General features: G+C 70.5%; 23 protein-coding genes. 8 read left to right on the top strand and 15 right to left on the bottom strand.

Translation table 11 applies throughout. The features are described from left to right. Positions 1-54 precede the first annotated feature (54 nt). From ACQP2X_RS09585 to ACQP2X_RS09575, 3 genes are read right to left on the bottom strand one after another with little or no spacing between them, the layout of a single operon-like run. Positions 55-801: a succinate dehydrogenase/fumarate reductase iron-sulfur subunit gene (locus tag ACQP2X_RS09585; RefSeq protein ID WP_498695851.1), complete on the bottom strand. Its 747-nt coding sequence runs from the start codon at positions 799-801 to the stop codon at positions 55-57. After that, positions 801-2,747: a fumarate reductase/succinate dehydrogenase flavoprotein subunit gene (locus ACQP2X_RS09580; RefSeq protein ID WP_498695849.1), complete on the bottom strand. Its 1,947-nt coding sequence runs from the start codon at positions 2,745-2,747 to the stop codon at positions 801-803. The genes ACQP2X_RS09585 and ACQP2X_RS09580 overlap by 1 nt, the downstream gene beginning before the upstream one ends. A gap of 2 nt (positions 2,748-2,749) precedes the next feature. Further along, positions 2,750-3,382 carry a succinate dehydrogenase cytochrome b subunit gene (locus ACQP2X_RS09575; RefSeq protein WP_498700879.1) on the bottom strand — a complete coding sequence of 211 codons (633 nt, stop codon included), beginning with the start codon at positions 3,380-3,382 and terminating at the stop codon, positions 2,750-2,752. A 173-nt stretch (positions 3,383-3,555) separates the two neighbouring features. Between ACQP2X_RS09575 and ACQP2X_RS09570 the strand changes: the two genes are divergently transcribed. Continuing rightward, positions 3,556-4,479: a LysR family transcriptional regulator gene (locus ACQP2X_RS09570; RefSeq protein WP_498695847.1), complete on the top strand. Its 924-nt coding sequence runs from the start codon at positions 3,556-3,558 to the stop codon at positions 4,477-4,479. Between the two features lie 1,125 nt (positions 4,480-5,604). On the opposite strand, the gene ACQP2X_RS09565 is transcribed toward ACQP2X_RS09570, so the two are convergent. Continuing rightward, positions 5,605-6,312 carry a maleylpyruvate isomerase family mycothiol-dependent enzyme gene (locus ACQP2X_RS09565; RefSeq protein ID WP_498695845.1) on the bottom strand — a complete coding sequence of 236 codons (708 nt, stop codon included), beginning with the start codon at positions 6,310-6,312 and terminating at the stop codon, positions 5,605-5,607. Positions 6,313-6,408: 96 nt separating this feature from the next. Between ACQP2X_RS09565 and ACQP2X_RS09560 the strand changes: the two genes are divergently transcribed. Both ACQP2X_RS09560 and ACQP2X_RS09555 read left to right on the top strand, forming a co-directional pair. Then, complete coding sequence (locus ACQP2X_RS09560) at positions 6,409-7,131, top strand: class I SAM-dependent methyltransferase (RefSeq protein ID WP_498695843.1); 723 nt, start codon at positions 6,409-6,411, stop codon at positions 7,129-7,131. 164 nt (positions 7,132-7,295) lie between these two features. Then, positions 7,296-8,975: a substrate-binding and VWA domain-containing protein gene (locus tag ACQP2X_RS09555; RefSeq protein WP_498695842.1), complete on the top strand. Its 1,680-nt coding sequence runs from the start codon at positions 7,296-7,298 to the stop codon at positions 8,973-8,975. Between the two features lies 1 nt (position 8,976). Here the strand turns inward: ACQP2X_RS09555 and ACQP2X_RS09550 are convergent, their stop codons facing one another. The 7 genes from ACQP2X_RS09550 to ACQP2X_RS09520 all read right to left on the bottom strand — a co-directional run bounded on the left by ACQP2X_RS09550 (position 8,977) and on the right by ACQP2X_RS09520 (position 16,797). Next, positions 8,977-10,170, bottom strand: a complete 1,194-nt coding sequence (locus ACQP2X_RS09550) for an MFS transporter (protein ID WP_498695841.1) — start codon at positions 10,168-10,170, stop codon at positions 8,977-8,979. A 52-nt stretch (positions 10,171-10,222) separates the two neighbouring features. Then, the gene (locus ACQP2X_RS09545; protein ID WP_498695839.1) at positions 10,223-10,702 is read right to left on the bottom strand and encodes a hypothetical protein; all 480 of its coding nucleotides are present in this window, start codon (positions 10,700-10,702) and stop codon (positions 10,223-10,225) included. 330 nt (positions 10,703-11,032) lie between these two features. Further along, on the bottom strand, positions 11,033-12,469 hold the full coding sequence (locus ACQP2X_RS09540) for an MFS transporter (protein WP_498695838.1): 1,437 nt from the start codon (positions 12,467-12,469) through the stop codon (positions 11,033-11,035). Positions 12,470-12,516: 47 nt separating this feature from the next. Beyond that, positions 12,517-12,984, bottom strand: a complete 468-nt coding sequence (locus ACQP2X_RS09535) for a MarR family winged helix-turn-helix transcriptional regulator (protein ID WP_498695836.1) — start codon at positions 12,982-12,984, stop codon at positions 12,517-12,519. 143 nt (positions 12,985-13,127) lie between these two features. Then, entirely contained in the window at positions 13,128-13,988 is an 861-nt protein-coding gene (locus ACQP2X_RS09530; RefSeq protein WP_498695834.1) for a deoxyribonuclease IV, read from the bottom strand. After that, the gene (pknB, locus tag ACQP2X_RS09525) at positions 13,979-15,922 is read right to left on the bottom strand and encodes a Stk1 family PASTA domain-containing Ser/Thr kinase (protein ID WP_498695832.1); all 1,944 of its coding nucleotides are present in this window, start codon (positions 15,920-15,922) and stop codon (positions 13,979-13,981) included. The genes ACQP2X_RS09530 and pknB overlap by 10 nt, the downstream gene beginning before the upstream one ends. A gap of 113 nt (positions 15,923-16,035) precedes the next feature. Further along, on the bottom strand, positions 16,036-16,797 hold the full coding sequence (locus ACQP2X_RS09520; protein ID WP_498695830.1) for a hypothetical protein: 762 nt from the start codon (positions 16,795-16,797) through the stop codon (positions 16,036-16,038). Positions 16,798-16,833: 36 nt separating this feature from the next. Here ACQP2X_RS09520 and ACQP2X_RS09515 point away from each other — a divergent pair, with 36 nt between their 5' ends. Further along, positions 16,834-17,184, top strand: coding sequence for an Rv2175c family DNA-binding protein (locus tag ACQP2X_RS09515; protein WP_498695829.1), 351 nt, complete (start codon positions 16,834-16,836; stop codon positions 17,182-17,184). Between the two features lie 115 nt (positions 17,185-17,299). On the opposite strand, the gene ACQP2X_RS09510 is transcribed toward ACQP2X_RS09515, so the two are convergent. Then, entirely contained in the window at positions 17,300-18,364 is a 1,065-nt protein-coding gene (locus ACQP2X_RS09510) for a polyprenyl synthetase family protein (protein ID WP_498695827.1), read from the bottom strand. A 50-nt stretch (positions 18,365-18,414) separates the two neighbouring features. Between ACQP2X_RS09510 and metF the strand changes: the two genes are divergently transcribed. The 3 genes from metF (at position 18,415) to ACQP2X_RS09495 (ending at position 20,825) form a co-directional block, all read left to right on the top strand. Then, positions 18,415-19,332, top strand: coding sequence for a methylenetetrahydrofolate reductase [NAD(P)H] (gene metF / locus ACQP2X_RS09505; RefSeq protein ID WP_498695825.1), 918 nt, complete (start codon positions 18,415-18,417; stop codon positions 19,330-19,332). A gap of 2 nt (positions 19,333-19,334) precedes the next feature. Next, positions 19,335-19,979, top strand: coding sequence for a CDP-alcohol phosphatidyltransferase family protein (locus ACQP2X_RS09500; protein ID WP_498695824.1), 645 nt, complete (start codon positions 19,335-19,337; stop codon positions 19,977-19,979). A 120-nt stretch (positions 19,980-20,099) separates the two neighbouring features. Further along, positions 20,100-20,825, top strand: coding sequence for an SGNH/GDSL hydrolase family protein (locus tag ACQP2X_RS09495; protein ID WP_498695822.1), 726 nt, complete (start codon positions 20,100-20,102; stop codon positions 20,823-20,825). On the opposite strand, the gene ACQP2X_RS09490 is transcribed toward ACQP2X_RS09495, so the two are convergent. Together ACQP2X_RS09490 and ACQP2X_RS09485 are read right to left on the bottom strand one after the other, a co-directional pair. Further along, a complete protein-coding gene (locus tag ACQP2X_RS09490; RefSeq protein ID WP_498695818.1) occupies positions 20,822-22,120 on the bottom strand; it encodes an acyltransferase family protein in 1,299 nt (432 codons plus the stop codon). The two genes, ACQP2X_RS09495 and ACQP2X_RS09490, sit on opposite strands and share 4 nt — an antisense overlap. A gap of 82 nt (positions 22,121-22,202) precedes the next feature. Further along, positions 22,203-23,111, bottom strand: a complete 909-nt coding sequence (locus ACQP2X_RS09485) for a LysR family transcriptional regulator (protein ID WP_498695817.1) — start codon at positions 23,109-23,111, stop codon at positions 22,203-22,205. A gap of 73 nt (positions 23,112-23,184) precedes the next feature. Here ACQP2X_RS09485 and ACQP2X_RS09480 point away from each other — a divergent pair, with 73 nt between their 5' ends. After that, positions 23,185-23,964, top strand: coding sequence for a CTP synthase C-terminal region-related (seleno)protein (locus ACQP2X_RS09480; RefSeq protein WP_498695815.1), 780 nt, complete (start codon positions 23,185-23,187; stop codon positions 23,962-23,964). Here ACQP2X_RS09480 and ACQP2X_RS09475 read toward each other — a convergent pair. Continuing rightward, the gene (locus ACQP2X_RS09475) at positions 23,866-25,395 is read right to left on the bottom strand and encodes a GGDEF domain-containing protein (protein ID WP_498695813.1); all 1,530 of its coding nucleotides are present in this window, start codon (positions 25,393-25,395) and stop codon (positions 23,866-23,868) included. The two genes, ACQP2X_RS09480 and ACQP2X_RS09475, sit on opposite strands and share 99 nt — an antisense overlap. Between the last annotated feature and the right edge of the window lie 3 nt (positions 25,396-25,398).

The following is a 25,398-nucleotide window of genomic DNA, read 5'->3' as shown; positions in this document are numbered from 1 at the left end:
TCGGGAAATGCCAAGGCCGGGCACGCCGTTGTGCCCGGCCCCGGAGAATCAGCCCTAGTTGCTGTTGCGCAGGGCCTTGCGGTAGTCGCTGTTCAGGCGCCCGATGAGGTGCAGCGGGATGCCCTTGGGGCAGACCTGGGCGCACTCGCCCATGTTCGTGCAGCCGCCGAAACCGGCGTCGTCCTGTGCCTGGAGCATGTCGACGACGCGGCTGTCGCGCTCGGGCTGGCCCTGCGGCATGAGGCCCAGGTGGGCCACCTTGGCCGCGGTGAACAGCATCGACGAGCCGTTCGGGCAGGCCGCCACGCAGGCGCCGCAGCCGATGCAGGTGGCCGCCTCGAACGCCAGGTCGGCGTCCTTCTTGGGCACCGGGGTGGCGTGCGCGTCGGGCGCCGTGCCGGTCGGCGCGGTGATGTAGCCACCGGCCTGAATGATCTTGTCGAAGGCCGTACGGTCGACGACCAGGTCCTTGATGACCGGGAAGGCGGCCGCCCGCCACGGCTCGACGTCGATCACGTCGCCGTCCGAGAAGTGCCGCATGTGCAGCTGGCAGGTGGTGGTCGCCTTCTCGGGACCGTGCGCCGTGCCGTCGATGACCATGCTGCACATGCCGCAGATGCCCTCGCGGCAGTCGTGGTCGAACGCGATCGGGTCGTCGCCGCTGAGGATCAGTGTCTCGTTGAGGACGTCCAGCATCTCGAGGAAGCTGGCGTCGGGCGAGATGTCCTTGACGTCGTACGTCACCATCTTCCCGGCTTCGTCGGAAGACGGCTGCCGCCACACCCTGACCTTGATGTCCATTACTTGTAACTCCGCGTGCTCGGGTGGACGTACTCGAACTCGAGTTGTTCCTTGTGGAGGGTCGGCTTGCCGGCGTCGCCGGCCGCGTACTCCCAGGCCGCGACGTAGCTGAACTGATCGTCGTGGCGCAGCGCCTCGCCGTCGGGGGTCTGGCTCTCGGCGCGGAAGTGACCGCCGCACGACTCGCGGCGGTGCAGCGCGTCGATGCACATCAGCTCGGCCAGCTCGAAGAAGTCGGCCACCCGGCCGGCCTTCTCCAGGTTCTGGTTGAGCTGCTCGCCGGTGCCGGGCACCTTCACCCGGGTCCAGAACTCCTCGCGCAGGCTGCGGATGAGGCCGATGGCCTTGGTCAGGCCCTCCTCGGTGCGCTCCATGCCGCAGTACTCCCACATGATGTGGCCGAGTTCGCGGTGGAACGAGTCCACGGTCCGGTCGCCGTTGATCGACAGGAACTTCTCGATGCGGTCCTCGACGGCCTTGCGCGCGGTGACGACCTCTTCGTGATCCTGGGGGATCTTCTCGAAGGGGCCGTTCGCCAGGTAGTTGCCCAGGGTCGTCGGCAGCACGAAGTAGCCGTCGCCCAGGCCCTGCATCAGCGCGGACGCGCCGAGGCGGTTGGCGCCGTGGTCGGAGAAGTTGGCCTCACCGACGACGAACAGGCCGGGGATGGTCGACTGGAGGTCGTAGTCGACCCACAGACCGCCCATCGTGTAGTGCACGGCCGGGTAGATACGCATGGGCGTCTCGTACGGGTCCTCGCCGGTGATCCGGGCGTACATCTCGAAGAGGTTGCCGTACTTGGCCTCGACCGCCTTCTTGCCGAGCCGCTTGATCGCGTCGGCGAAGTCGAGGTAGACGCCGAGACCGCCGGGGCCGACGCCGCGGCCCTCGTCGCAGACGTTCTTGGCGGCGCGGGACGCGATGTCACGCGGGACCAGGTTGCCGAACGACGGGTAGATCCGCTCCAGGTAGTAGTCGCGGTCCTCCTCGGCGATCTGGCCGGCCGGCTTCTTGCAGTCCTCGGCCCGCTTCGGCACCCACACCCGGCCGTCGTTGCGCAGCGACTCGCTCATCAGGGTGAGCTTGCTCTGGTGCGTGCCCGACTCGGGGATGCACGTCGGGTGGATCTGCGTGTAGCAGGGGTTCGCGAACAGCGCGCCCTTGCGGTGCGCGCGCCACGACGCGGTGACGTTGCAGCCCTTGGCGTTGGTGGAGAGGAAGAAGACGTTGCCGTAGCCGCCGGAGGCGAGCACGACGGCGTCGGCCATCTCGGTGGTGATCTCGCCGGTGATCATGTCGCGGACCACGATGCCCCGCGCCTTGCCCTCGACGATGATCAGCTCAAGCATCTCGTGCCGGGCGTTCATCTCGATGTTGCCGAGGCCGATCTGCCGCTCCATCGCCTGGTAGGCGCCGAGCAGCAGCTGCTGACCCGTTTGGCCCCGGGCGTAGAAGGTGCGGGACACCTGGGTGCCGCCGAACGAGCGGTTGTCGAGCAGGCCGCCGTACTCACGGGCGAACGGGACGCCCTGGGCGACGCACTGGTCGATGATGTTCACCGAGACGCTGGCCAGGCGGTACACGTTCGACTCGCGGGCGCGGAAGTCGCCGCCCTTGACGGTGTCGTAGAACAGCCGGTAGATCGAGTCGCCGTCGTTGCGGTAGTTCTTGGCGGCGTTGATGCCACCCTGGGCGGCGATCGAGTGGGCCCGGCGCGGGCTGTCCTGATAGCAGTACGACTTGACGTGATACCCGGCCTCGGCCAAGGTCGCGGCGGCGGAGCCGCCGGCCAGGCCGGTGCCGACGACGATCACGGTCAGCTTGCGGCGGTTGGCCGGGTTGACCAGCTTGGCGGAGAACTGGCGGCGCTCCCAGCGGGTCTCGATGGGCCCGTCCGGCGCGGCGGTGTCGGCGATCGGGTCGCCCTCGGTCCAGAAGTCACTCATGATCAATCCACCAATCCGATCGTCACCGCGAACGGCACCGAGAGGTAGCCGACGACCAGCACCAGGGACAGCGCGAGGGCGCTGACGCGGGCGATGCGCTCGCCGCGCTGGGTCTGCTGGCCCAGGGTGCGCACGGCGCTCCAGATGCCGTGGCGCAGGTGGAAGCCGACGGCCACGATCGACACCACGTAGAAGAGCGTCACGTACCAACGGCCGGGCGCGAAGTCCTCGGCCACGTTCCGGTACGCCTCGCCGTGCACCCCGTGCGGGTTCAGCGTCAGCGTCGTGAGGTCGAGAATGTGGTAGATCACGAACAGCAGGACGATCACGCCGCCCCAGCGCATCGTGCGGGCGGCGTAGCTGCCCTGCACCTTGGGCCGGTGCGCGTACTTGACCGGACGCGCCTTGCGGGCACGGATCGCGAGCACGGTGGCCGCGTAGATGTGCCCGACGACGGCGAGGGTGAGCCCGCCGCGCTGGATCCACAGGTACCACTCGTCCGGCAGCAGGGGCGTGCCGATGGTCCGCAGCCAGTGCGCGTAGTGATCGAAGGTCTCCTCGCCAAAGAAGATCTTCAGGTTGCCGATCATGTGCGCGAACAGGAACAGCACCAGCAGGATGCCGGTGCCCGCCATGAGGAACTTGAGGGCGACCGAGGAGCGCCGCCGCGCCTTTTCAGCCGGGGCCGGGGCCTTCGAGGCCGCCGCCTTCCGGGTCGTAGTCGTATCTACCGCCACACTCTGGAAGGTAGGAACCTCAGCGCGATTCGTCTAATGCATGATCCACGCAGTCATCATAGAGATAGGCTATGGACGTGCAGCTCCAGCAGCTTCGCTACTTTCTCGCAGTCGAACAAACCCGGCATTTCACCCAAGCAGCGGACAATCTGGGCGTCTCCCAGCCGACTCTCAGTAAGCAAATTCACACACTCGAACAGACCCTCGGAGCCCCGCTATTTGAACGCATCCGAGGCGCGGTGACCCTGACGGCCGCCGGCCACACACTGCTGCCGATAGCCCAGCGGATGGTCGCCGACGCCGACGCCGCCCAGGAGGCCGTGTCGGACATAGTCGGCCTGCGCCGGGGCGAGGTCCGCCTGGGCGCAACCCCCAGCCTCTGCTCGTCCCTGGTCCCCGAGGTGCTGCGCACGTTCCGCGCCGCACACCCCGAGATCCAGCTGTACGTCAACGAGGGCGGCTCACAGGACCTCATCGAGAACTTGCACGCGCACACCCTGGACCTGGCTTTGATCGTGCAACCGGAGGAGGGCGTGGACGAGGCGTTGACGGCCACCCCCGTCCTGCGCGAGAGCCTGGTGGTGGCCTCGGTGGCCGACGGCCCACCCCCCACGATCCACGCGCAGATCGCCTTGTCCGAGCTGGAACACACCCCTCTGGTCATGTTCAGAGCCGGCTACGACATCCGGGGCGTAACCCTCGACGCATGCCGCAAGGCAGGCTTCACCCCCAAGTTCGCCGTAGAGGGCGGCGAGATGGACGCCGTACTGGCCTTCGTGGAGGCCGGCTTGGGCGTGGCCTTGGTCCCCAGCATGGTGCTGGCCAACCGCCCTTTGCTGCGAGCCACTCCCTTGGCCCCACCCGGAATGCGCCGGACGATCGCCCTGGCCCACCGAAAAAGATCGGTGCTCCCGCACGCCGCCGAGGCCCTGCGAACCACCCTTCTCAAACACGTAGCCACCCAACAACTCCCAGTGGGAGTGCGCCCGCTATAGCCAATCCCCCACTTCAATTCCGCAGATCGCACAACAATTTCTGCCGCATCGAAATTGGTTGAGCAGACAACGCCATTCTGAGTACACTTGAGACTCGGCCGAGGCCTCAGCGAAAGCACTCAGCACTTGGACATAGCCAGCCGCTCCCATGACGGTGAGTGAACTTGCGGCAAGACAACAGCAAGTCCTTGTCACACTGCACCGGCGCCAATGGCGGGAGGCGACGGCCGCGGCTGCGCTGGCGCTGCGGCTCGGCCCCGGCCGACGGATGGAGCTACGGCGGCGTTGACGGCTCGGGTCCGGCCGACGACTGGAACTGTGGCTCAAGCTGGGCCGGCGACTGGAGACGGCAAGACAACTGGGGCTGCGACTCAGGCTCGACAGGCGGCTGGGGCTGCTGTAACTCAGGCTCGACCGAAGACTGGGCCAGCAGCTGGGGCTCTAACTTAGGCTCGGCCGACGACTGCGACTGCGACTCAGCCTCAGGCTGGGGCTGGGGCAGCAGGTCGTGTGCCATTCCTGCTCGCGGTCGGGCTGGGGATTTCTGGTGCGCGGGGCCGTCGCGCTGAAGGCGTAGCCGTAGCAGCTTGAAGCCGTGGCGCTGGGCCAAGCCCCACGCACGGTGACGCTCGTGTTCGCGGCGGAACGCATCGTTTCCTGGGGACCAGTTGCGTGCCAGCGTGCGGTCGCGGATGGCTTCGATCTACTTGCGGGAGAATAGTCCGAGCTGTTGGTATCGCATGACCAATTATCCCGCGCCCGGCCCGGGAAATCCATCCGCAGCCTATGTTGATCTTACCAATTATGGACAGAATAAAGGGCGCTCAATAACGTTGCACACTAGGCCCAATTTTAAGCTTTAAAATAAGCCCGGACAGCCAAAGCTCAGCCACGCGCCCACCCCCATGGTGAGCGGGCGCAACACCGACCCAGCGCAGGCCGCACCGCTCAGGCCCAACCACCCCACCTCCGTGGCGAGCGAGCGAGCGGGCGGCGCCGGCGGCGAGGTGCGGGATCTGGCCATCGTCGGCGACTGCTCCCGGCGTCGAGGATCGCCCGCACGATGTCGTCGCCGATGGCGTAAGAGCCGGGCCGCGGCGTAAGAGTTGGCCGGTGGAGCTGCGATCAGAAGCGGGACCCCTCCCGCCATGACTCCCACACAGCCTCGTCCCCGTCGACCGACGGGGCGGGCTGACGCCGGTTGAGGATCAGGACCAGGTTCTGAGCCGGAGCCGTCACCGTGACATCGGCGGGGGCTCTGGTCTCCTGCCACTCGATGCCGTCCTTCGCGCGGATCACGTGCCATTCCCGATCGATGTCGGCCGCCACGAACTGGAGCGTCTCGCCCTTTCCGGCCAAGCGGTCGAACATCTCGAACGATCCCAGCAGATCAGCCACCCCGTCGGCGGCCAGGTCGGGCGCCAGGTCGCCCTGGGCGGAGGCGTCGAAGCGGTGGACGACCAGGTCGTGCACCATCCGCCTCAGCCAGAAGCCGGCTGTCGGATGCTTCGGCTGCCACGTCCAGACCTGCTGGTCGAAGCCCCGCTCCTCGACCGTCGCGATCAGCTCGTGCGCGCCGGCGGACAGCCACGACGGCCACGACTTCTGGTTCTCGGGGGCGGGGATCAGGCCGTACGGCTGCATCTGATCCGTCTTGATGATCTGTGACGCGTAGCGATGACCTGTTCCCACGTGGGTCACCAGGTCGCGGACGGTCCACTCGGGGCAGGTCGGCACGATCCCGTCCGGCGGCGACGCGCTGGTCGCCTCGGCGAAGCGTGTGGTCTCGGCCTCGAGCTCCGCGGCGTACCGCTCAGCGGCGAGCCAGTTCATGGGCCGGACCTTACCTTCACGAGCGATGGGGGTACGGCCTGACGAAGATTTAGCATCGTCGCTGTGTGGCACGGTGAGTTCCGGGATCCTCGGCTCGTGGCGGTGTACGACGCCGAGAACGTGTGGGGGTGGGACGACGACTTCTTCATGGCCGTACTGGCCGAGAGGACGGCGCCCCGCGTACTTGACTTCGGATGTGGGACCGGGCGGCTCGCCATCGCCATGGCGGCCGCCGGTCATGAGGTGACCGGCGTCGATCCGGCGCGGGCCTCTCTCGACGCGGCGCGGCGGAAGCCGGGGGCCGAGCGGGTGCGGTGGATCGAGGGGTCGGCCGACGTGCTGCCGGAGCGGTCGTTCGACGCCGCCCTCCTCACCAGTCACGTGGCGCAGTTCTTCGTCCGTGACGACGAGTGGTCGCGTGCCCTGCGCGCGCTGCGGCGGTCGCTGCTTCCGGGCGGTCGATTGATCTTTGAGAGCCGCGACCCCGTATATCGGGAGTGGGAGAGGTGGAACCCCACCGACTCGCGCCGGGTCATCGTCCTGCCGGACGGCGGCACGGTCGACGCATGGACGGAGGTAAATGACCGAAACGAGGGAACGATCTCCTTCACGCATCACTTTGCATTCACGGAGAGTGATGAGTTGATCAGCGAAGCCACGCTCCGCTTTCGGTCCGAAGAGGAACTTCGTGCTGATGTCGAAGCGGCGGGTTTCAACGTCGACCGCGTCTATGGAGGATGGGCCCGCGAGCCCGCCGGCCTGGGCGAAGACGGTGAATTGATCATTGTTGCGGTGGTGCGGCCGCAGGGTACGGGCTAGGTGCGCGGCACACTGTCGGGAACCTGCCAATCCGGGGCCGGGCGTTGTCAACGATGAATATGTGACTACTATTCGCTCTCGTCCGAGGAATCGGTAACAGTTGTGGACCTTGCGATGGAGAGGTGGGTGCGATGTCGGATATAGCGCGGCGTAACCAGCCGCCCATGGACGAACCGAGCTCGCACCGGTCGCCGGAGGGCGGCGGCGTCGGCCGTTTCCTGCTCGCGGCGGCGATCGTCCTCATGCTCGTCGCCGTCGCCGGCGCCACCACCTGGTGGATGTACAGCCGGGAGCCGGCCGACCCCACGGGCCAGCCCGCTCCGGCCGCGTCCGCCTCCCAGTGCCCGGACGCCGACCTCACCGTGGCCGCCGCGACCGACATCGCCCCGGTGATCCAGGCCGCCGCGCGCACCTTCAACGAGGACCCGTCCGACAAGTGCGGGCCGATCGAGGTCATCGCCGAGGAGCCGTCGGTCACCGCGGCCTCCTCCGTCAAGTACGACGTGTGGATCCCCTCCAGCAGCGCCTGGGTGGCCCTGGCGGCCACGCGCGGCGCCGCCTACAAGATCGAGGGTGAGCCGATCGCCCGTACACCCGTGATCCTCGCCGCGCCCGCCGCCCTCACCAACCAGCTCGCGCCGACCGGGCAGACGTCCTGGGCCAAGCTGACCGCGGCCGCCGCCGGTGGACAGGTCCCGGCGGTGACCATGCCGGACCCGCAGGACAACACCATCGGCATGCTTTCGGTGTACGCCCTCAACAAGGCCATGGCGCGCACAACGCCGGACGCCGGCATCGCGCAACTGCGCGCGCTCACCCTGCGCAGCCGGCTCACCGACGCGGCGTCCAACCCCGATCAGCTCATGACCCGGCTCGCCGGTGAGTGGAACACGAGCAGCGTCACGTCCTCGGTCGGCGTCTTCGCCACGACCGAACAGCGGCTCAAGACGTACCAGGCCGGCAAGCACACAGTCGCCCTCAAGGGCGCCGTCCCGGTCGACGGGCTGATCGAGGCCGACTATCCGTTCGCGATCGCGCACAACAACCGTGACGCCGACCTGACCGAGCGGCTGCGGGCGGCCGTCACCAAGGCGTCCCTGACCCGCGCCGGCTTCCGCACCACGGCCGACCCGAAGGCGATGCCGCTGGTCGGCGAGCCGCAGCAGTTGCTCGCCTCGGCAGCGATGTGGTCCGGATACAAGTCGCTGACCACGCAGGTGCTGCTGTTGATAGACGCTTCCGGCTCGATGAACCAGAAGATCACCGCGCCGGGCGGCCGCAGCACCACCCGGGCCGCGCTGCTGCGGCAGTCCGGTGGCATCGCGGCCGAGCTGTTCGCCGAGGACACCAGCGTCGGCATGTGGTTCTTCGGGCAGCCGACGCCGTCCAGCCCGCCCCACGTCGAGGCGGTGCCGTTCGGGCCGATCACCAGCCAGGTCGAGGGGGCCACGCGGCGCGAGGCCCTGGGCGCGGCCATGGCCGGTTACCGTGCGGCCGACAACTCGGGCACACCGCTTTATCAGACGGTCCTTGACGGTGTCGCCGAGATGCGGCCGAAGGTGCAGCAGGGCGCGGTCACGCTCGTCGTGGTGCTGACCGACGGCGTGGACGGCGAATCGACGTACAAGATGTCGCAAGCCCAGTTCATGCAGAAGCTCACCGCCCAGCAGGACCCGAACCGGCCGGTGCCGGTCCTGGCGGTCGGATATGGCCCGGACGTCGACATGAAGGCCCTGAACGACATGTCCGCCGCGACGGGTGGCAAGGCATTCGCCGCGACGAACCCGGCCGACCTGTCCTCGGCCATAGCGAAGGCCTTCCTGGCGGCCCACGCGCCCCGCTGAGTCATCGGCCGCCGCCGACGGGCAGTGCGGCGGCCGGCTGGTGGCGCCGGGCGAGGACCGCGGTCGTGACGGTGACGGCGGCGGCGATCCACAGCGGCAGCACGGTGCCGAGGTGGATGAGGGCCGCGCCGGCCGGGATGCCGAGGGCGACCGGGCCGAACATGACGGTGGTGGCGGTCGCGGCGACACGGCCGAGCAGGTGGTCGGGGGTGCGCGTCTGCACGGCCGTGACGCCGGCGATCAGCGCCCACGGCAGCCCGATCCCGATCAGAACGCTTCCGGTGATCATCGCGGGCCACCAGGGCAGCGAGGACGAGAGGCACCCGGCGGCGAAGACGGCCGAGCCGAGCGCCGCGACGATCGCCGGGCTGCTGCGCGCGAGCAGCCGGCCGACGATCAGGCCGCCCGCGATGGATCCGGCGCCCTGGGCGGTGGCGAGAAAACCCAGGTGCGTCGAGGGCAGACCCAGATCTTGTACGAGGTGAGCGAGCACCGCCGCATTGCAAAGGCCGGACATGCCGATGGCGATGCCGGCGGTGACCACGGGCGTACGGACGGCGGGAATCCCGAAGAGCGCTCGTAGCCCGTCTCTCAGACCACCTCGACCGCGCTCGGCGGGCCCGGCGGTGGCCTCCGAAGGGACGGGGGCACTCACGCGGAGGAAGAAATAACAGGCGGCCGTGAGCAAGGGCATCGCGGCGCTCAGGAGGATCACCGGGGCGGCGCCGCGCCAGGCGTAGAGGGCGGCGCCGGCCAGCGGGGCGACAAGCTTCATGCCCTCCTGGGCGCTGGAGCGCCAGCCGTTGACGTCGCCGAGCCGTTCCCGTGGGAGGGCGGACGGGAGGATGGCGGTCTCGCCGGCGTCGCTCACCACGTAGCTGACACCGCGGACCAGAAGGACGGCGAAGATCAGCCAGACGCCGCCGGCCGAGTGGACGGTGAGCAGGGTCAGCAGGACCGCGCCGAGAACGAGGTCGGTGCCGATCAGCAGCGGACGGCGCGGGAGACGGTCGGCGAGGGCGCCGAGCCACGGGCCGGCGAAGGTCGGCAGATAGAGGCAGACGGCGGTCAGCGCGGCGAAGCTGACCGAGCCGGTCAGGTCGAGGACCCAGAGGCCGGCGGCGATGCTCATTGTGGTGCTGCCGAATCCGGACAGGATCGAGATCAGGACGAGCAGGAACGCGTTACGGCGCATGGAAGCTCCCCGAGGTTGAGCTTCACATCCTCGGGAGTTGAGTGTCAATGTGTCAAGTCTGAGGCGTGGCACCCTCCAGGGCTTGGCGGAGACGCTCGATGGCGGCACGGGTGGGGGCGGGCATCGAGGCGGCGGCCTGGGAGAGGTCGTCGACGGAGGCCGCGGCCAGGGAGAAGAGGGCGCCGGCGGGGGCGTCGGCCGCGGTGGCCAGCGTGTCGCGGACGAGGGCGGCCCGGGTGAAGCGGCGATCCCAGCGGCGGTCGGCGCCGATGCGGCGGTACACCTCGACGGCGGCCGCTCGGAGCGCGGCCACTTGGTCGCCGAACTCCTCCGGCCCGGCCGGGCGGGCGGCCGCCGCGGCCAGCCGAAGTCGCCGCTGCTCGGCGGCCTGGCGGCTGCTGAGACCGAGCGCTGCCGCGATGTCCGACCAGGTGGCGCCGGCTCGCCGCGCCTGGTCGATAAGTTCCAGTTCCTCGGCGTCGAGCCGCGCCCGAGCCTCGGGAATCGCGCGAAGCCCTTCAAGCCCTTCCATGCCGACAGCCTACTCCATTTGTCAATTATTCGTTGACAAGCGGACCGCGGAGGGCGGCGGCGCGAGGGACCCGGGCGCAAAGGACGCGGGCGCGAGAAGGCGCGGGCGACAGGGCGTGGGAGTGAGGCGCGGGGCGGGAGCAAAGGCGCGGGCTCGAGACGCGAAGGAGCAAGCGCGAGGTGCAGGGGGCGAGGGGCGAGGCGCATGGCGCAGCGCCAGGCGCGGGAGTGACGGCGCGGGGACGGGAGCGCGGAGACGGGACCGCGGGCGGAAGGCGAGAAGGCGAAGAAGTGAGAGGTGGAGCGCAGGAGCGGGGAGGCGGAAGGCGGGTCAGAGCGCAGCTGCGGGGACGGGCTCTGATGAGAGGGCGGACGGCTGTGGTGGGCGGCGCAGCAGGAGCACGGTCAAGGTCAGGGCGGCCAGTACAAAACCGGCCGCCACCAGGAAGGCCAAGGTGTAACCGTCGTGGAGGGCTGCCACCGGTGACGGAGCATCCTCCTCCCCGGCTCGGGTGGCGGCCACGGCGGCCAGCGCGGACAAGCCCAAGGCTCCGCCGGCCTGCTGGGCCGTGTTGCTGAAGCCGGACACCATTCCTGTCTCAGCCTGGGCCGCGCCGGCCATCGCCAGCATGACTATCGACGGGATGGTCACTCCTATGCCCAGGCCCATCACGATCAGCGGTGGGAGCATGTCCGCCACGTACGACGGCTGCGCCGGCACCCTGGCCAGCCACAGCAGGCCCGCCAGCAGCGTGGCCAGGCCGGCGATCAGGACCGGGCGCGGGCCGAAGCGGGCGGTCAGTCTCGCGGCCGCGAACAGCGACACCACGCCGATCACGATGGGGGTCGGCAGGAAGGCCAGGCCGGTGCCCAGCGCGTCGTAGCCCATGACCTGCTGCACGAACAGCGCGTTCACGAACTGGAAGCCCATGCCGGTCGCGAACACCAGCACCACCACCGCGTTCGCCCGGAGCAGCCAACCCCGGCCGAGCAGGCGGAGCGGGATCAGCGGGCGGGGTGCGGCGTGTTGACGTACGAGGAAACCCGCAATCAGGACCAGGGCCGCTGCTCCACTCACGGTTGCCGGTGTGAGGGCTTCGGGCGAGCCTGTACGGGTGATGGCGTACACGCCGAGGGCAAGGCCCAGCGTGATCAGCGCCGCGCCGGGCACGTCCAGGCCCGCGCCCAGGCCCTGGCCCTGCTCGCGGGGCAGCACGCCGCGGGCGGAGAACCAGACCGCGACGCCGATCGGCACGTTGATCAGGAAGATCACCGGCCAGCCGAGGGCGTCGGTCAGCACGCCGCCGACCACGAAGCCGAGGGCCGCCCCGCCGGCCTGCGTGAAGCTGTAGATGCCCAGCGCCCGGGCCTGCTCACGCGGCGACGGGTAGAGCCGCACGATCATGCCGAGCACGACCGCCGCCGCGAACGCGCCGCCCGCGCCCTGGAGGAAGCGGCCCGCGATGAGCAGGCCGGCGCTGGTCGCCAGGCCGCAGAGCAGGCTGGCCGCCACGAACATCGCGAGGCCGGTCAGGAACACCCGCCAGGCGCCCAGCAGGTCGCCGAGCCGGCCCGCCAGCAGGAGCAGGCCCGCGAAGGCCAGCAGATAGGCGTTCACCACCCAGGACACGCCGGCCGGCGAGAAGCCGAGCTCGCGCTGAATGTCGGGCAGGGCGACAGCCACGATCGTGCTGTCCAGAACGATCATCAACGACATCGCGCACAGGACCGCCAACGCGGCCGCGCGCCGGGGCACGGAAGGACTCATGGTCCGACCGTAACAGATAGTCCGCTTCCGGACTATCCCGCAGCGACTTACCTTCCGCGCGCTCGCCGCACCGGCTGCGGGCCGGGATCGCGGGGAGAGTCGGCGAGCAGGCCGAGGGCCTCGACGAAGGCCGTGCGCGTCTCCGCCGGGAGCCCACCGAGGGCGTCGCGGTGCACCCGGTCGACGATCCGCTGACCCTCTTCGGCCTTGAGGCGGCCCTTCTCGGTGACCGAGATGATCCGGGCGCGGCGGTCGACGGCCGAGGGCCTGCGTTCGGCCAGGCCACGCTTCTCGAGGTCGTCAACCGTACTGACCATGGTGGTCTTGTCGAGGTCGGCCAGGGCGGCCAGCTGGATCTGGGTGCGCTCCTCCTCCAGGGCGTGCACGAGCACGCACTGCATCCGCGGCGTCAGATCGATCTCGGACAGGGCGGCCGCCAGCCGATTGGAAAGCGCGTGACCGGCGACGTTGAGCAGGCCGGCGATGTCGCGCTCGGTGCGTTCGGGGGCGGGCATGCACGCAGCATATCCCGGATCATCTGCAACGGGATGATCCGGGGCCGGGACGGTCGGCGGGCCTGCCCCCGTGTCGGCCCGCCGTCCGACCCGGCGGCTCCGATGTGGACAACCTACGAGGGGCCCGTCGCCCCGACAACCGATTAAGGGCGCAGCGACTTGAGCAGGGCGATGTCGGCCGCGTGGCCCTCGTGCTCGACCGACGGGGTCTCCACGATCACCGGCACGTTCTCGGTGGCCGGGTGGGCCATCAGCTCGGCGAAGGCGGCCGTGCCGATGCGGCCGGCGCCGATCGTCTCGTGGCGGTCGCGGGTCGAGCCGCACTCGTCCTTCGAGTCGTTCGCGTGGATCAGCTGAAGCCGCTCACGGCCGACCGTGGCCACCAGCGCGTCCAGGGTCTCGGTCATGCCGCCCGGGGTGGCCAGGTCGTGCCCGGCGGCCCAGGCGTGGCAGGTGTCGAAGCAGACGCCGAGCCACTCGTGCCGGTCGACCGCGTCGAGGTAGCGGCCCAGGTCCTGGACCTTGGAGGCGAGGCTGTGGCCACCGCCGGCGCTCGGCTCGACCAGCAGCCGGGGCAGGCCCTTGGCCGCGGCCGTGTCCAGCAGCGGCATCAGCGCCTCACGGAGCTGGTGGAACGCCTTGTCGTCGTGGGACTCGTCGACCGAGCTGCCCGCGTGGAAGACGACGGCGGTCGCGCCGATCGCCTGGCCGCGCTCCAGGGCGTGCGCGAGCACACCCACCGAGCGCTCGACCGTCAACTCGGTCGGCGAGCCCAGATTCACGAGCAGAGAGGCGTGGATGTACGCCGGGACGCCGCGCTCGCCGCAGCCGTCGCGGAACAGGACGTCCTGTTTCGGATCGCCCGACGGGAGAGCCCAGCCGCGCGAGTTGGAGACGTACACCTGCAAGGTCTCGGACCCCGCGGCGTCGACATACGGGAGGGCGGCCTTGGCCAGCCCTCCCGACGTCTTGGTGTGTGAACCGATACGGCGGTTTAGAAGCACTGGATCCTTACTTCACTGCCCGGCGCCACCTGCGTGTTGCCGGCCGGCTGCTGACTGCGTACGAACGCATCGGCATTGAAATCGATCTTGACGTTGAGGTTCATGCCCTTCAGCGTCGCCTCGGCCTGGCGGCAGGGCTGGTTCGTCAGGTCGGGCACCGTCACCAGCGGCGGGCCCTTGCTGACGTCGAGGGTCACCACGTCGTCGCGGGCCGCGCCCGTGCCCGGCTTGGGCGTCTGGGCGATCACCGTGTCGGCCGGCTGGTCGCTGTCCTTGTAGCGCTCCTGGGCCTGAAGGCCCAGACCGGCCAGCTCGTTGCGGACGTCGTTGATGTTCTTGCCCACGAGGTCGGGCACCTGGATCGGCGCCTTGCCGTCGCTGGTCACCACGGTGACCGTGTCGCCGCGCTTGAGCTCGGTGCCGGCCTTGGGATCGGACGAGATGACAGCGCCCTCGGGGATCGTGTCGCTGTACTGGTGGTTGCCCTTTTTGATCTTCAGACCGAGCTGCTCGAGCTCGCCCTGCGCGGCGGTCAGCTCCAGGCCGGCCAGGTCGGGCACGCCGAAGCGCTCCTTGCCCAGCGACAGGGTCAGCGTGATGGCGCCACCCCGGACGATCCGCTCGCCGGCCGCCGGGTCCTGGTTGACGACCGTGTCCTTGGGGATGTTCTCGTTGAACTGCCCCTCGGCGTAGAACAGCTCGAAGCCGTTCTGGTCGGCGAACAGCTCGGCCTGCGCCTTCGTCATGTTGACCATGGCCGGGGCGTCGCTGTAGCGGCCCAGGAAGACCCACCACGTGCTGCCGACGACGACGAGCACCATGACGGCGATGGCCGCCGACAGGAAGATCTTGCGCCGGTCGGGACCGCTCTTCGGCGAGCGCGAGCGGGGGACGCGGCCGGCCGTGTATTCCTGGCCGCGCGGCGGCGGGCCGCTCTGGCCGGGCAGGCGGGCCCAGGTCGGCCTGTCCGGCACGGCGGGCACCACGGTCGTCGCGTCGGCCATGGCGGCCCGCGAGGCGGGCACCTGGCGCAGCAGCGCGGTCTCGACATTGGCCGCGCCGAGGTCGTCGCGGACGGTCTGCACCTCGGCCAGCAGCGCGCCGGCGTCGGTCGGCCGCGCGCCCGGATCGCGCCGGGTGGCCCGGGCGGTCAGATCGTCGAGCACCGAGGGCAGGCCCTTGACCACGCTCGACGGGGCGGGCACGTCGTTGTCGACATGCTCCCAGGCGACCGCGACCGGGTCGTCGCCGTCGAACGGCACCCGGCCGGTGAGCATCTCGAAGAGCACGATGCCGGCCGAGTAGACGTCGGTGCGCGCGTCGGCGTGCCCGTCGGTGACGAGCTCGGGAGCGACGTAGGCGACGGTGGCCATGAGCTGGCCCGAATCGTCGGCCGTGCTCGCCTCGACCGCGCGGGCCAGGCCGAAGTCGGCGACCTTGACGACGGAGTCGACGAGGTTGCCGACACCGCCGCTCGGCGCCTCGGCGACCAGCACGTTCTCCGGCTTCACGTCGCGGTGCACGAGGCCCGCCCGGTGGGCGGCGGCGATCGCGGCGAGCATCTGCTCGAGGATCGCCAGCGCCTCCACCGGGTTGAGCCGGCGCCGCTGCGTGAGCAGGTCGCGAAGGGTGCGGCCCTGCACGTACTCCATGACCAGATAGGGCAGGCCCTGGTGGCGGCCCTGGTCGTAAACGGCGACGATGTTGGGGTGGGTGAGCCGGGCGATCGTCTTGGCCTCGTCGGTGAACCGGTCCACGAAGTGGACGTTGGTCGCCTGCGACGGGTGAATGATCTTCAGAGCGACGGTGCGCTCGAGTCGTTCGTCGGTGGCCGTGTAGACGGTCGCCATGCCACCACGGGCCACGCGACCGGTGATCCGGTAGCGGCCGTCAATCGTCGTGCCGATCAACGTGTCGGCGACTGTGGTGTCCATCGGCGTGAAGTGTATGTGTCTTTCGCGTGGGGGCGGTCCAGGATGTCATAGCTGAGTCCAAACGGGTACGCGCGTGGACTCCAACCGAGACATTCGCCACGACAAAACCGGATTTAGTGGTTATGCCGACGGTGTCGCCGGCCCTGCCAGCTCGGGCTCGGCTCGATCGATTCGCCCGGAGTGGCGCTTGTCTCACTGGGCGAGGGTTCGGCGCTGGTCGATGGCGTCGGCGTGGGCGTGGGCGACTCGGTCGGAGCGGTCGGCGTGGGCGCCGGAGGCTGCTCACAATGGCATTCCGTCTTCGTTGGCGTCACCGGCCTAGCCGGGCTTGTCGGATTTATCGGCCTTTTTGGTGGAAGCGGAACGGACGTGGGCGGCGGCGCGGCGATCGGCCCACCCCCGCTGACGCCGGCGCCGGTGGCCGTTCCCGCGCCTGCGGCGGCACCATCCCCGGCGACGGCCCGAGGCGCTCCGGTCGAAACGGGCGCCTGCGCGACACCCCGGGCCCCCGGCGAGGAGGCCGCGGCCGGACCGGCACCCGCCCGGGCCTCGGAGATGGCCACGGTGCCGGCCGAGGCCGGCCGCTCGGAGATCAGCGACCCCAGCCCGTTCACCACACCCAGATAGGCCCCCGCCGCCCCGACCACGGTCAGCGTCCCGAAGGCGGTCACCGCCAGCGCCCGCCGAGGCCGCCGCGGCCTGGTGTCCGGCGGCGTCAAGCTCTCCGGCGGCACCATGCCACCGAAGGTGCTCATACCCGTAGACGTCACGTCGGGCCCGCCCGCCGGCGGCTCGGCGGGCGCCCGGCCCATGTCGTAGCGCAGCGAACGCCACGCGCCGGCCATCTCCGTACGGGTCCTGCGCAGCAGGCTCATGGGGTTGTCTCTCCGCTCTTCTGGCACGCTGTAGGAGTGAGCGATTCCGTAACCGCCGGACCGACCGAGTGGATCAACCTGCCGGACGTGTCCGCGAAGCTCGACGTGTCGATCAGCAAGGTGCACCAGATGATCCGCGACGGGCACCTGCTCGCGGTGAAGCGCGACAACGTCCGCGTGGTCCCCGCCGATCTCGTTGCCAACGACACCGTGCTCAAGCACCTCCCCGGCGTCCTGACCTTGCTGCGCGACGCCGGGTATAACGACGAAGAGGCCCTGCGGTGGCTCTACGAGCCCGACGACACCCTGGACGGCAACGCCGCGAAGGGCCTGGGCGGTCACCGCGCGCGCGAGGTCAAGCGCCGGGCCCAGGCGGTGGGTTTCTAAGAGGTACGCATCCGGCAGCACACGCCGAACTGGCACGGCCCCGCTTCATCGCGGGGCCAGGCTGAGCGCGGCGTGCGCTTCGGCCTGCCCGCAAAGCCCTGTGCCGTCCCCAGCTTCAGACGGTGCGGCGGGTGGCGGCGTCGGCGAGACGGTGCAGGACCTGGCGGGCTTCGTCGTCCAGCGGGGCCGCGTCCAGGGCGGTCAGCGAAGCCGTCATCAGCTCGTCGATGCGCCTTTCGGTGGCGGCCAGGGCGCCCGAATCGCGGATCAGGTCGCGGAGGCGTTCGACGCCCGCGTCGTCCAGGCCCTGGTTGCCCAGGCCCTCGTCCAGCTCGGCCTGTTCCTTCTCGCCCAGGCCCGCGAAGGCCGCCGCCACCAGGTAGGTGCGCTTGCCCTCCCGCAGGTCGTCGCCGGCCGGTTTTCCGGTCTCGGCCGGGTCGCCGAAGACGCCCAGCACGTCGTCGCGGAACTGGAACGCCTCGCCCAACGGCAGGCCGAAGGCCGTGTACGCGGCGGACACGTCCTCGCCCGCGCCGGCCAGCGACGCGCCCAGCAGCAGGGGACGTTCGACCGTGTACTTCGCCGACTTGAAGCGGGCCACCTTGCCGGCCCGCTCCACCGACGTGTCCGCCGTGGCCTGGGTGAGCACGTCCAGATATTGGCCGACCGTGACCTCCGTACGCATCTCGTCGAAGATCGGGCGGGCCCGGGTGATCTCGGCCACGCCGGCGCCCGAGCTCTGCAGCATCTCGTCCGACCAGACCAGGGCCAGGTCGCCCAGGAGCACGGCCGCGCTGTCGCCGAAGGCGGCCGAGCCGCCCCGCCAGCCGGCCGACGTGTGCAGGCGCTCGAAACGCCGGTGCACCGACGGCTCGCCGCGCCGGGTGTCCGAGCGGTCCATCAGGTCGTCGTGGATCAGGGCGCTGGCCTGCACCAGCTCCAGCGCCGAGACGGCGGCCACGATCTGGTCGGAGTCCGCGCCGCCGGCGCCCCGGTAGCCCCAGTACGCGAACGCCGGGCGCAGCCTCTTGCCGCCGCCGAGCACGAAGTCCTCGAGGGCGGCCGACACGTCGGCCAGGGCCGGGTCGATCGTCGTCAGGCGGTCGCGCTGCGCGGCCAGGAACGCGGCGAGCGCCTTGTCGACCCGGGCACGCAGGTCGGAGGCATCGGTGGCAAGCACGCCACGACGCTAGCCCAAGCGCTGTGAGCTGCTGACGGTAGAGTCGGTGTGTGGCTCTCGGACTGCCTTCGCGCCTGCCGGAAACTCCCGCGATCGGCGACCTGATCGCCGGGCCCGAACCCACCTTCTCGTTCGAGTTCTTCCCGCCCAAGACCCCGGAGGGCGAGCGCCTGTTGTGGCAGGCCATCCGGGAGCTGGAGCCCCTGAGACCCGACTTCGTCTCGATCACGTACGGGGCCGGTGGCACCACCCGCGACACGACCGTCGCCGTCACCGAGCGGGTGGCCACCGAGACCACACTGCTGCCGATGGCGCATCTGACCGCGGTGAACCATTCGGTGGCCGAGCTGCGCAACGTCGTCGGGCGGCTGGCCGGGGCGGGCATCCGCAACGTCCTGGCCGTGCGCGGCGACCCGCCCGGCGATCCGATGGGCGAGTGGGTGCGGCATCCGGAGGGCGTGCTCTACGCGGAGGACCTGGTCCGGCTGGTCAAGGAGTCCGGCGACTTCAGCGTCGGGGTGGCCGCGTTTCCTTACAAGCACCCCCGCTCGGCCGACGTCGACACCGACACCGCCCACTTCATCCGCAAGTGCCGGGCCGGCGCCGACTTCGCGATCACCCAGATGTTCTTCGAGGCCGACGACTACCTGCGCCTGCGCGACCGGGTGGCCGCGGCCGGGTGCGCCGTCCCGATCGTCCCCGGTGTCATGCCGGTGACCCGGATGGCGACGATCGAGCGTTCCTCGCAGCTGTCCGGCGCGCCGTTCCCGCCGGCCCTGCTGGCCCGTTTCGAGCGGGTGGCTCACGACGAGGCGGCCGTCCGGGCCCTCGGGGTCGAGGTGTGCGCCGAGATGTGCGCGCGCCTGCTGGCCGAGGGCGTCCCCGGCGTCCACTTCATCACCCTGAACCGCTCGACCGCGACCCGCGAGGTCTGGCAGCTGCTCGCCCCCACGGCCGCGGCTGTCTGAGGGTGCTCTGGGAGGAGTACGCCGCCACCTGGTCCGGCCTGCACGGAGGGTTCGACCCGCGCCGGGCGTCTTTTCTCGTACGAGGGTGGGTGCGCCTGGCGTACACAAGCGGCTCCTGGCTGACCCGCCGCCGCATCGGGCCGATGGCCGTGACCACCGCCGGGCTTTTCCTGTGCCTGCTGGTGCCGGTCGCAACTCTGCTCGGCCGCCCCGGGCTGATCCTGGCCGCCGCCCTGGCCTTGCTGGCCGCCCTGGCCGACAGCATGGACGGCGCGGTCGCGGTGATCAGCGGCCGCACGACCAAGCTCGGCTACGTCTACGACTCGCTGGCCGACCGCTTGGGCGAGGCGGCCTGGCTGACCGCGTTCTGGCTGGCCGGCACCCCCGGCTGGCTGGTGGTCATCGCGGGCGCGCTGAGCTGGCTGCACGAGTACGCCCGAGCACGCGCCTCAGCCGCGGGGATGTCCGAGATCGGCGCCGTGACGGTCGCCGAACGCCCCACCCGCGTCCTGGTAGCGATCTTCGGCTTGATAGGCGCGGCGGCCCTGCCAGTCGTGGCCACCGTGGCCACCGGCATCTGGCTGCTGCTGGCCGTGGTGGGCGCCGCGCAACTGGCGGCGGCCGTCAGGCGCGCCCTGACCGGCTGAGTCGCTCCACTGACCTCGGCGAATGGCGTCTTCTCTTGATCATGGGTAGATTGCCCTCGGCCCGGGCTCGCCGGCTGAACACCCGTTCGAGCCGGTCACGAGCTCTTGGGGGTGTTTCCGGTGGAGAGGTCGCGACGCCTGCCTCGCGTCGCCGCGGCGTTGCCGGCCGCTGCTCTGGCCCTGACCCTGGCCGCCTGCGGCACCGCGGCTCCCGCTCACCCGGCCGCCTCGTCCCCTCCGGCCCAGCCACGCCACCTGCGGGTCATGCCGCTCGGCGACTCGATCACCATGGGCGCCGGCAGCACCACGGGCGCCGGTTATCGCGGCCCCCTCCTCGACCTGGTGCTGCGGCGCAACCTGTTCACCATGGACTACGTCGGCTCGCAGACCAGCGACGGCCTGGCCGACCCGCAGCACGAGGGCCACAGCGGCTGGCGCACCGACCAGATCAGCGGCCACATCGGCGGGTGGCTCGCCACCTACGAGCCGGACGTGATCCTGCTGCACATCGGCATCAACGATCTGCACCAGGGCTATCCCACGCAGGAGGCCCTCAAGCGCTTCGACGGCCTCCTGCTCCGGATCTTCATCGATCGCCCCAACGTCACGGTCATCGTCGGCGGCCTCGACCCGGCCACGCCGGGGCTGGAGAGCAAGGTGGCGGTCTTCAACACCACGGCCCGGCAGCTCGTCGCCGACTACGCGTCCCGGGGCTTCCACATCCGATATGTCGACATGCCGCTGACGATCGATCAGCTCAAGGACAAGCTGCACCCCAACGACGCCGGCTACCTCACGATGGCTCAGTCCTTCGACACCGCGCTGGAGCAGGTGGGCTCCAGTTAGCGGAACGAGGCCGGCATCGTCAGTCGTTCCGTCACCGCTTCCGACGGCGGAACAGAAGGCGGGGGCGGCGGGGACGCCGCCGCCGGTGGGGCGTCCCGCTGGGCGCTGCTGGCCTCGGCCAGCTTCACCTTGAGATACCTCGCTCCCGGCTTCTCGATGAAGCGGTGCACCAGCCAGGCCAGGAGCAGCATCAGGGAGACGACGGCGGCGAGGACCACGTAGCGCGGGGCGAAGTCGCGCACGCCGCGGATGATCGTCCAGCCGATGGTCTCGTGCAGCAGGTAGAACGGGTAGGTCAGCGCCCCGGCGGCGGTGAGCCACTTCCACTGGATCCGGTTGAACCAGCCGTTCGCGATCATGGCCAGCACCGCGAAGTACAGCGTGATCAGCACGACGCCGACGACCGGCATGAGCTGCCGGTGCAGGGTCACCGTGCCGACGTGCTTCACGCGCGCGATCGTGTCGTGCTGCGCGATGGCGAACGCGACGAAGACGATGCCCCACAGCGTGATGTCCGGGCCGAAGCGGTAGATCAGGTAGAACGCGATGCCCGCGATGAAGAACGACGAGTAGGCGGGCTGGACGATCACGCTCATCAGCTTGGGACCGCCGGCCTGGTGATAGGCGACGGTGGCGATCAGCCAGGCGTAGCAGAACAGGGTCGCGCTGCGGCGGCTGAGGCCACGCCACACCACCACCGCGAAGAGCACGTAGAACGCGGCCTCGCACCACAGCGTCCAGTAGGTGCCGTCGACCTTCCGCACGCCCAGCGGGTCTTGGAGCATGGTCAGGTTGACCACGATGTCGCTGAGCTTCGGACGGTCGGCGACGATCGGGAACAGCCAGATGACGGCCGCGGTGAGCAGCACGGAGGGCCAGTAGGCGGGGAACAGCCGGGTGATCCGGGAGCGGAAGAAGTCGCCCGGGCTCCGTCCCCAGCAGCTCATGCAGATGACGAATCCACTGATCATGAAGAACAGCTCGACACCGAGCCAGCCGTACGAGGCGAGGTGGTAGAAGCCCGGGAAGGCTTCCTTGGCCGCGACGCCCCAGCTGTCGCGGACACCGGGCTCGAACGCGACGAAGTGGTAGAACGCCACCATCACGGCGGCCAGCAGGCGAATGCCGTCGAGGACGAAGATGCGCCCGCGGTTACGCGGCTTCGGCTCGGCCGCGCCGGCCGCGCCGGCGGCCGGAGTGTGCGGATGTGTGGTCCCCGGCGTGTTCCGGACCCGGTCCGTATATGTGGCCCGGGAGTGCACGGGGTGATTGTGGAAAACGCGGGTATCAGACATGGCTCCGCGCACGATAATGGCGGTCCGAGAATCCCCTCCACCCCGGATCCATCGCCATGAGTGACATCGGAACTCCGGGCAGTCATAAAAGCTGATCAAGAGCTGTGGCCTGGGGCGCGCTGTTGAAAAGATCACTAAGGAGCTTCACAGCGGCTTCACTGCTTTCGAGCCGCTCGGGGACGCGGAGGACCTCCACCCGGTGCACGAGCCGCGGGACCGAGATCGTCAGCGCCGCCAGGCCCTGGTGGGCGGCCACCACCGGCTCGGGCAGCACGGCCAGGCCGTGGCCGGCGGCGACCAGCCCGGCCAGCACGGTCACCTCGGCGCCGTCGTAGCGCAGCCGCGAGCGCAGGCCGTCGATCGGCAGGCGGCCGAAGGGTGCCACGTCCGGGGCGTCGATCCAGTACGCGTCGGCCAGGTCGCTCAGCTCCACCGCGCGGCGACGGGCGACCGGATGGTCCACGGGCACCGCGACCACGGCCGGGCTCTCGGCGACGCCGATGGCGCGGGCCGCGCCGGCGTCGGGCAGCCGCAGCGGGTCGCTCGGCGCGGTGAAGCCGTCGACCAGGCCCAGATCGACCTCACCGGTCGCCACGGCGTCCACCACCTGGTCGCGGGCGGCGACCCGCAGCCGGGTGGTCAGCAGAGCCGACTCGGCCCGCAGCCGGGCCAGCGCCCCGGCCAGGCGGGGGTGCCAGGCCAGGGGTGTCAGGGCCACGATGAGGCGGCCGGGCGGAGCGACCACCCTCGTCACGTCGGCGCGGGCGGCCTCCAGGCGTACGAGAAGAAGCGAAGCGTGATGGCGCAACCTCTCCCCCGCCGGGGTGAGCGCCACCGGGCGCCGGGTCAGCAGCGGCGTGCGCAGGTCGGCCTCGAGGGCGGCGATCTGCTGCGACACGGCCGACTGCGTGTAGCGGAGCCGCTCGGCGGCCGCGCTGAACGAGCCGGTCTCGGCGACGGCCAGGAAGGTGCGCAGCAGGTGGGGGTCCACATCAGGGATGCTAATGCCGGGGTCACCAGCCATCGTTGGACCTGATGCCGTCGCCGGGCCCACGATGGGGGGCATGATTTCGATTGCCCTGGTGGGAGACCGGTCGCCGGCCGTGCGGGCGCACTCGCGCATTCCGCGGATCATCGACGCGCTGCGCGAGCGGGAACAGATCGACCTCGACGTCTACTGGGTGCCGACCCCGGAGGCGGCCGATCCCGAGGTGCTGCGCGGGTACGCGGGCATCTGGTTGACGCCCGGCAGCCCGTACCGCAGCGAAGCCGGCGCTGTCGCCGCCGCCCGGACCGCCCGCGAGGAGGGCATTCCGTTCCTGGGTACGTGCGGGGGCTTCCAGCACGCCATGCTCGAGTTCGCCCGGAACGTCTGCGCGCTGCCCGGCGCCCGCCACGCGGAGAACGAGGGCGCGGCGAGCGACGACGCGCTCATCGCCGAGCTGTCCTGTTCGCTGGCCGGGCACGAAGGGGCGGTCAACCTGACGCCGGGCTCGCTGATCGAGTCACTGCTGGGCGGCGGGCGGACGATCGAGCGCTACCACTGCTCGTACGGCATCGCTCCCGGCTACATCGCGCGGCTGCGGGAGCACGGCATGCGCTTCTCCGGGACCGACGACACCGGCGACGTCCGCGTGGCCGAGCTGCCCGGGCATCCGTTCTACCTGGCCACGCTCTTCCAGCCCGAGCTGGCCGGCGACGGCGCCGACCCGCATCCGGTGATCCGCGGCTTCGCCCTGGCCGCGTCAGGCCGTGCGGACCTGATCGCGGCCGCCCTCCTTGGCCGCGTACAGATGGGCGTCGGCCCGGGCCAGGACCGTACGGGCGTCGTCGCCGGGTCGTAGCGAGGTCAGGCCGATGCTCGTGGTGACCCGCAGGTCGGGGGCGACCTCGGACCAGTCGTGAGCGGCCAGCGCCGTGCGCACCCGCTCACAGATCGTCAGCGCCCGCGCCGGGTCGAGCGGAAGGAAGAGGACGAACTCCTCGCCGCCGTGCCGGGCCGCGTGGCCGTACGGCTCGACGATGCCGCGCAGGATGTCGCCGACCCGGCGCAGCACGCTGTCGCCGGCCTCGTGCGAGTAGGTGTCGTTGACCCGCTTGAAGTGGTCGAGGTCGAGAATGGCCACGCTGAGCGGGGTGACGCCGGCCGCGACCGCCGCGGCCAGGTGCTCGTCGGAGCGGCGCCGGTTCCACAGGCCGGTCAGCGCGTCGCGTTCGGCCAGCTCGCGGAAGCGTTCCCGGTCGCGGCGGGCCTCGTCGATGGCGAAGCGGGCCTGGGTGACCGAGGCCAGCGCCTCGCTCTGCTCGGTGCGGCGGGCCGTCCAAGCCAGATGAAATTCGACCATTTCCCGGTACGCCTTCTCGAAGTTGCCCAGGTCGGCGTGGCAGGTCGCCAGCAGTTGCAGGGCGATCGCGTCCATCTCGGGCACGTCGTCCCGGCGGGTCAGCTCGCGACAGCGCTCGAGCAGGGCCAGCGCACCGGGCACATCCCCCTCGGCCCGCTTGATCTCGGCGAAGGTGATCAGGCAGGCCGGCACGGCGTCGACGTCGGTGGACGGGGCGTAGGCCAGCGCGTCCTCGAGGATGCGGGTGGCCCGCGCGGTCTGCCCGTCGGCCATCAGGACCCGGGCCACGGTGTCGGCGCAGGAGGTGTTCATCGGATGGCCGGCCCGGGCCGAGTGCTCCTCCATGCGCCGGGCCAGCCGCAGCGCCATGGCCTGGTCGTTCTCGCGGTAGCAGGACCAGGCCCAGTTGTTCAGGTTGGCGATGATCAGGTCAGGCTGACCGAGCAGGTCGGCCAGCCGCTGCGCGACCCGGTACTCCTCGTGCGAGACCCGGCCCAGCCGCTGGTCGTTGACCTGCGCGGCCAGGATGACCGCGTGGTCGACCCGCAGGGCGAGCGGATCCTCCTCGGTGAGGAGCCGGTCGGCCTCGTACGCGTGCTTGACCGCCTCGGCGTTGTCACCGAGCCGCCACAGCCCACCGGCGATGACCGCGTGCGCCTTAGCCACCACGAGCCGGTCACCGGCCACACCGAGCTCCGCGTGCGCGGCCCGGATCCCTTGGTTCTGCCGCCCACCCCGGTTGTCGAGGTCGGCCACGACAAGCCGGGCCAGCGCCGCGCACTGCCGGTCCCCGGCCGCGAGCGCCGCCCGTTCGAGCTCACGAGCCCGATCGGCCAGCCCGTCATGGCTCGCGTAGACCGCCCCGACCAGCGCGGTCAGCTCGGCCTCGAAATCGCTCCGGGCCGGGCGGCGAACGGCGACTTCACGCATGCC

Source organism: Actinoplanes sp. CA-131856 (genome assembly GCF_050956135.1).
Taxonomy (GTDB): Bacteria; Actinomycetota; Actinomycetes; order Mycobacteriales; family Micromonosporaceae; genus Actinoplanes.
The sequence above is the reverse complement of the archived record's forward strand: the minus strand, read 5'-3'. Positions and strand labels throughout refer to the sequence as shown.

Excerpts from the sequence above, each read along its gene's own strand:
- ACQP2X_RS09585 (WP_498695851.1), bottom strand. The coding sequence starts at position 801 with ATGGACATCAAGGTCAGGGTGTGGCGGCAGCCGTCTTCCGACGAAGCC.
- ACQP2X_RS09580 (WP_498695849.1), bottom strand. The coding sequence starts at position 2,747 with ATGAGTGACTTCTGGACCGAGGGCGACCCGATCGCCGACACCGCCGCG.
- ACQP2X_RS09575 (WP_498700879.1), bottom strand. The coding sequence starts at position 3,382 with ATGGCGGGCACCGGCATCCTGCTGGTGCTGTTCCTGTTCGCGCACATG.
- ACQP2X_RS09570 (WP_498695847.1), top strand. The coding sequence starts at position 3,556 with ATGGACGTGCAGCTCCAGCAGCTTCGCTACTTTCTCGCAGTCGAACAA.
- ACQP2X_RS09565 (WP_498695845.1), bottom strand. The coding sequence starts at position 6,312 with ATGAACTGGCTCGCCGCTGAGCGGTACGCCGCGGAGCTCGAGGCCGAG.
- ACQP2X_RS09555 (WP_498695842.1), top strand. The coding sequence starts at position 7,296 with ATGGACGAACCGAGCTCGCACCGGTCGCCGGAGGGCGGCGGCGTCGGC.
- ACQP2X_RS09550 (WP_498695841.1), bottom strand. The coding sequence starts at position 10,170 with ATGCGCCGTAACGCGTTCCTGCTCGTCCTGATCTCGATCCTGTCCGGA.
- ACQP2X_RS09545 (WP_498695839.1), bottom strand. The coding sequence starts at position 10,702 with ATGGAAGGGCTTGAAGGGCTTCGCGCGATTCCCGAGGCTCGGGCGCGG.
- ACQP2X_RS09540 (WP_498695838.1), bottom strand. The coding sequence starts at position 12,469 with ATGAGTCCTTCCGTGCCCCGGCGCGCGGCCGCGTTGGCGGTCCTGTGC.
- ACQP2X_RS09535 (WP_498695836.1), bottom strand. The coding sequence starts at position 12,984 with ATGCCCGCCCCCGAACGCACCGAGCGCGACATCGCCGGCCTGCTCAAC.
- pknB (WP_498695832.1), bottom strand. The coding sequence starts at position 15,922 with ATGGACACCACAGTCGCCGACACGTTGATCGGCACGACGATTGACGGC.
- ACQP2X_RS09520 (WP_498695830.1), bottom strand. The coding sequence starts at position 16,797 with ATGAGCCTGCTGCGCAGGACCCGTACGGAGATGGCCGGCGCGTGGCGT.
- ACQP2X_RS09490 (WP_498695818.1), bottom strand. The coding sequence starts at position 22,120 with ATGTCTGATACCCGCGTTTTCCACAATCACCCCGTGCACTCCCGGGCC.
- ACQP2X_RS09480 (WP_498695815.1), top strand. The coding sequence starts at position 23,185 with ATGATTTCGATTGCCCTGGTGGGAGACCGGTCGCCGGCCGTGCGGGCG.
- ACQP2X_RS09475 (WP_498695813.1), bottom strand. The coding sequence starts at position 25,395 with ATGCGTGAAGTCGCCGTTCGCCGCCCGGCCCGGAGCGATTTCGAGGCC.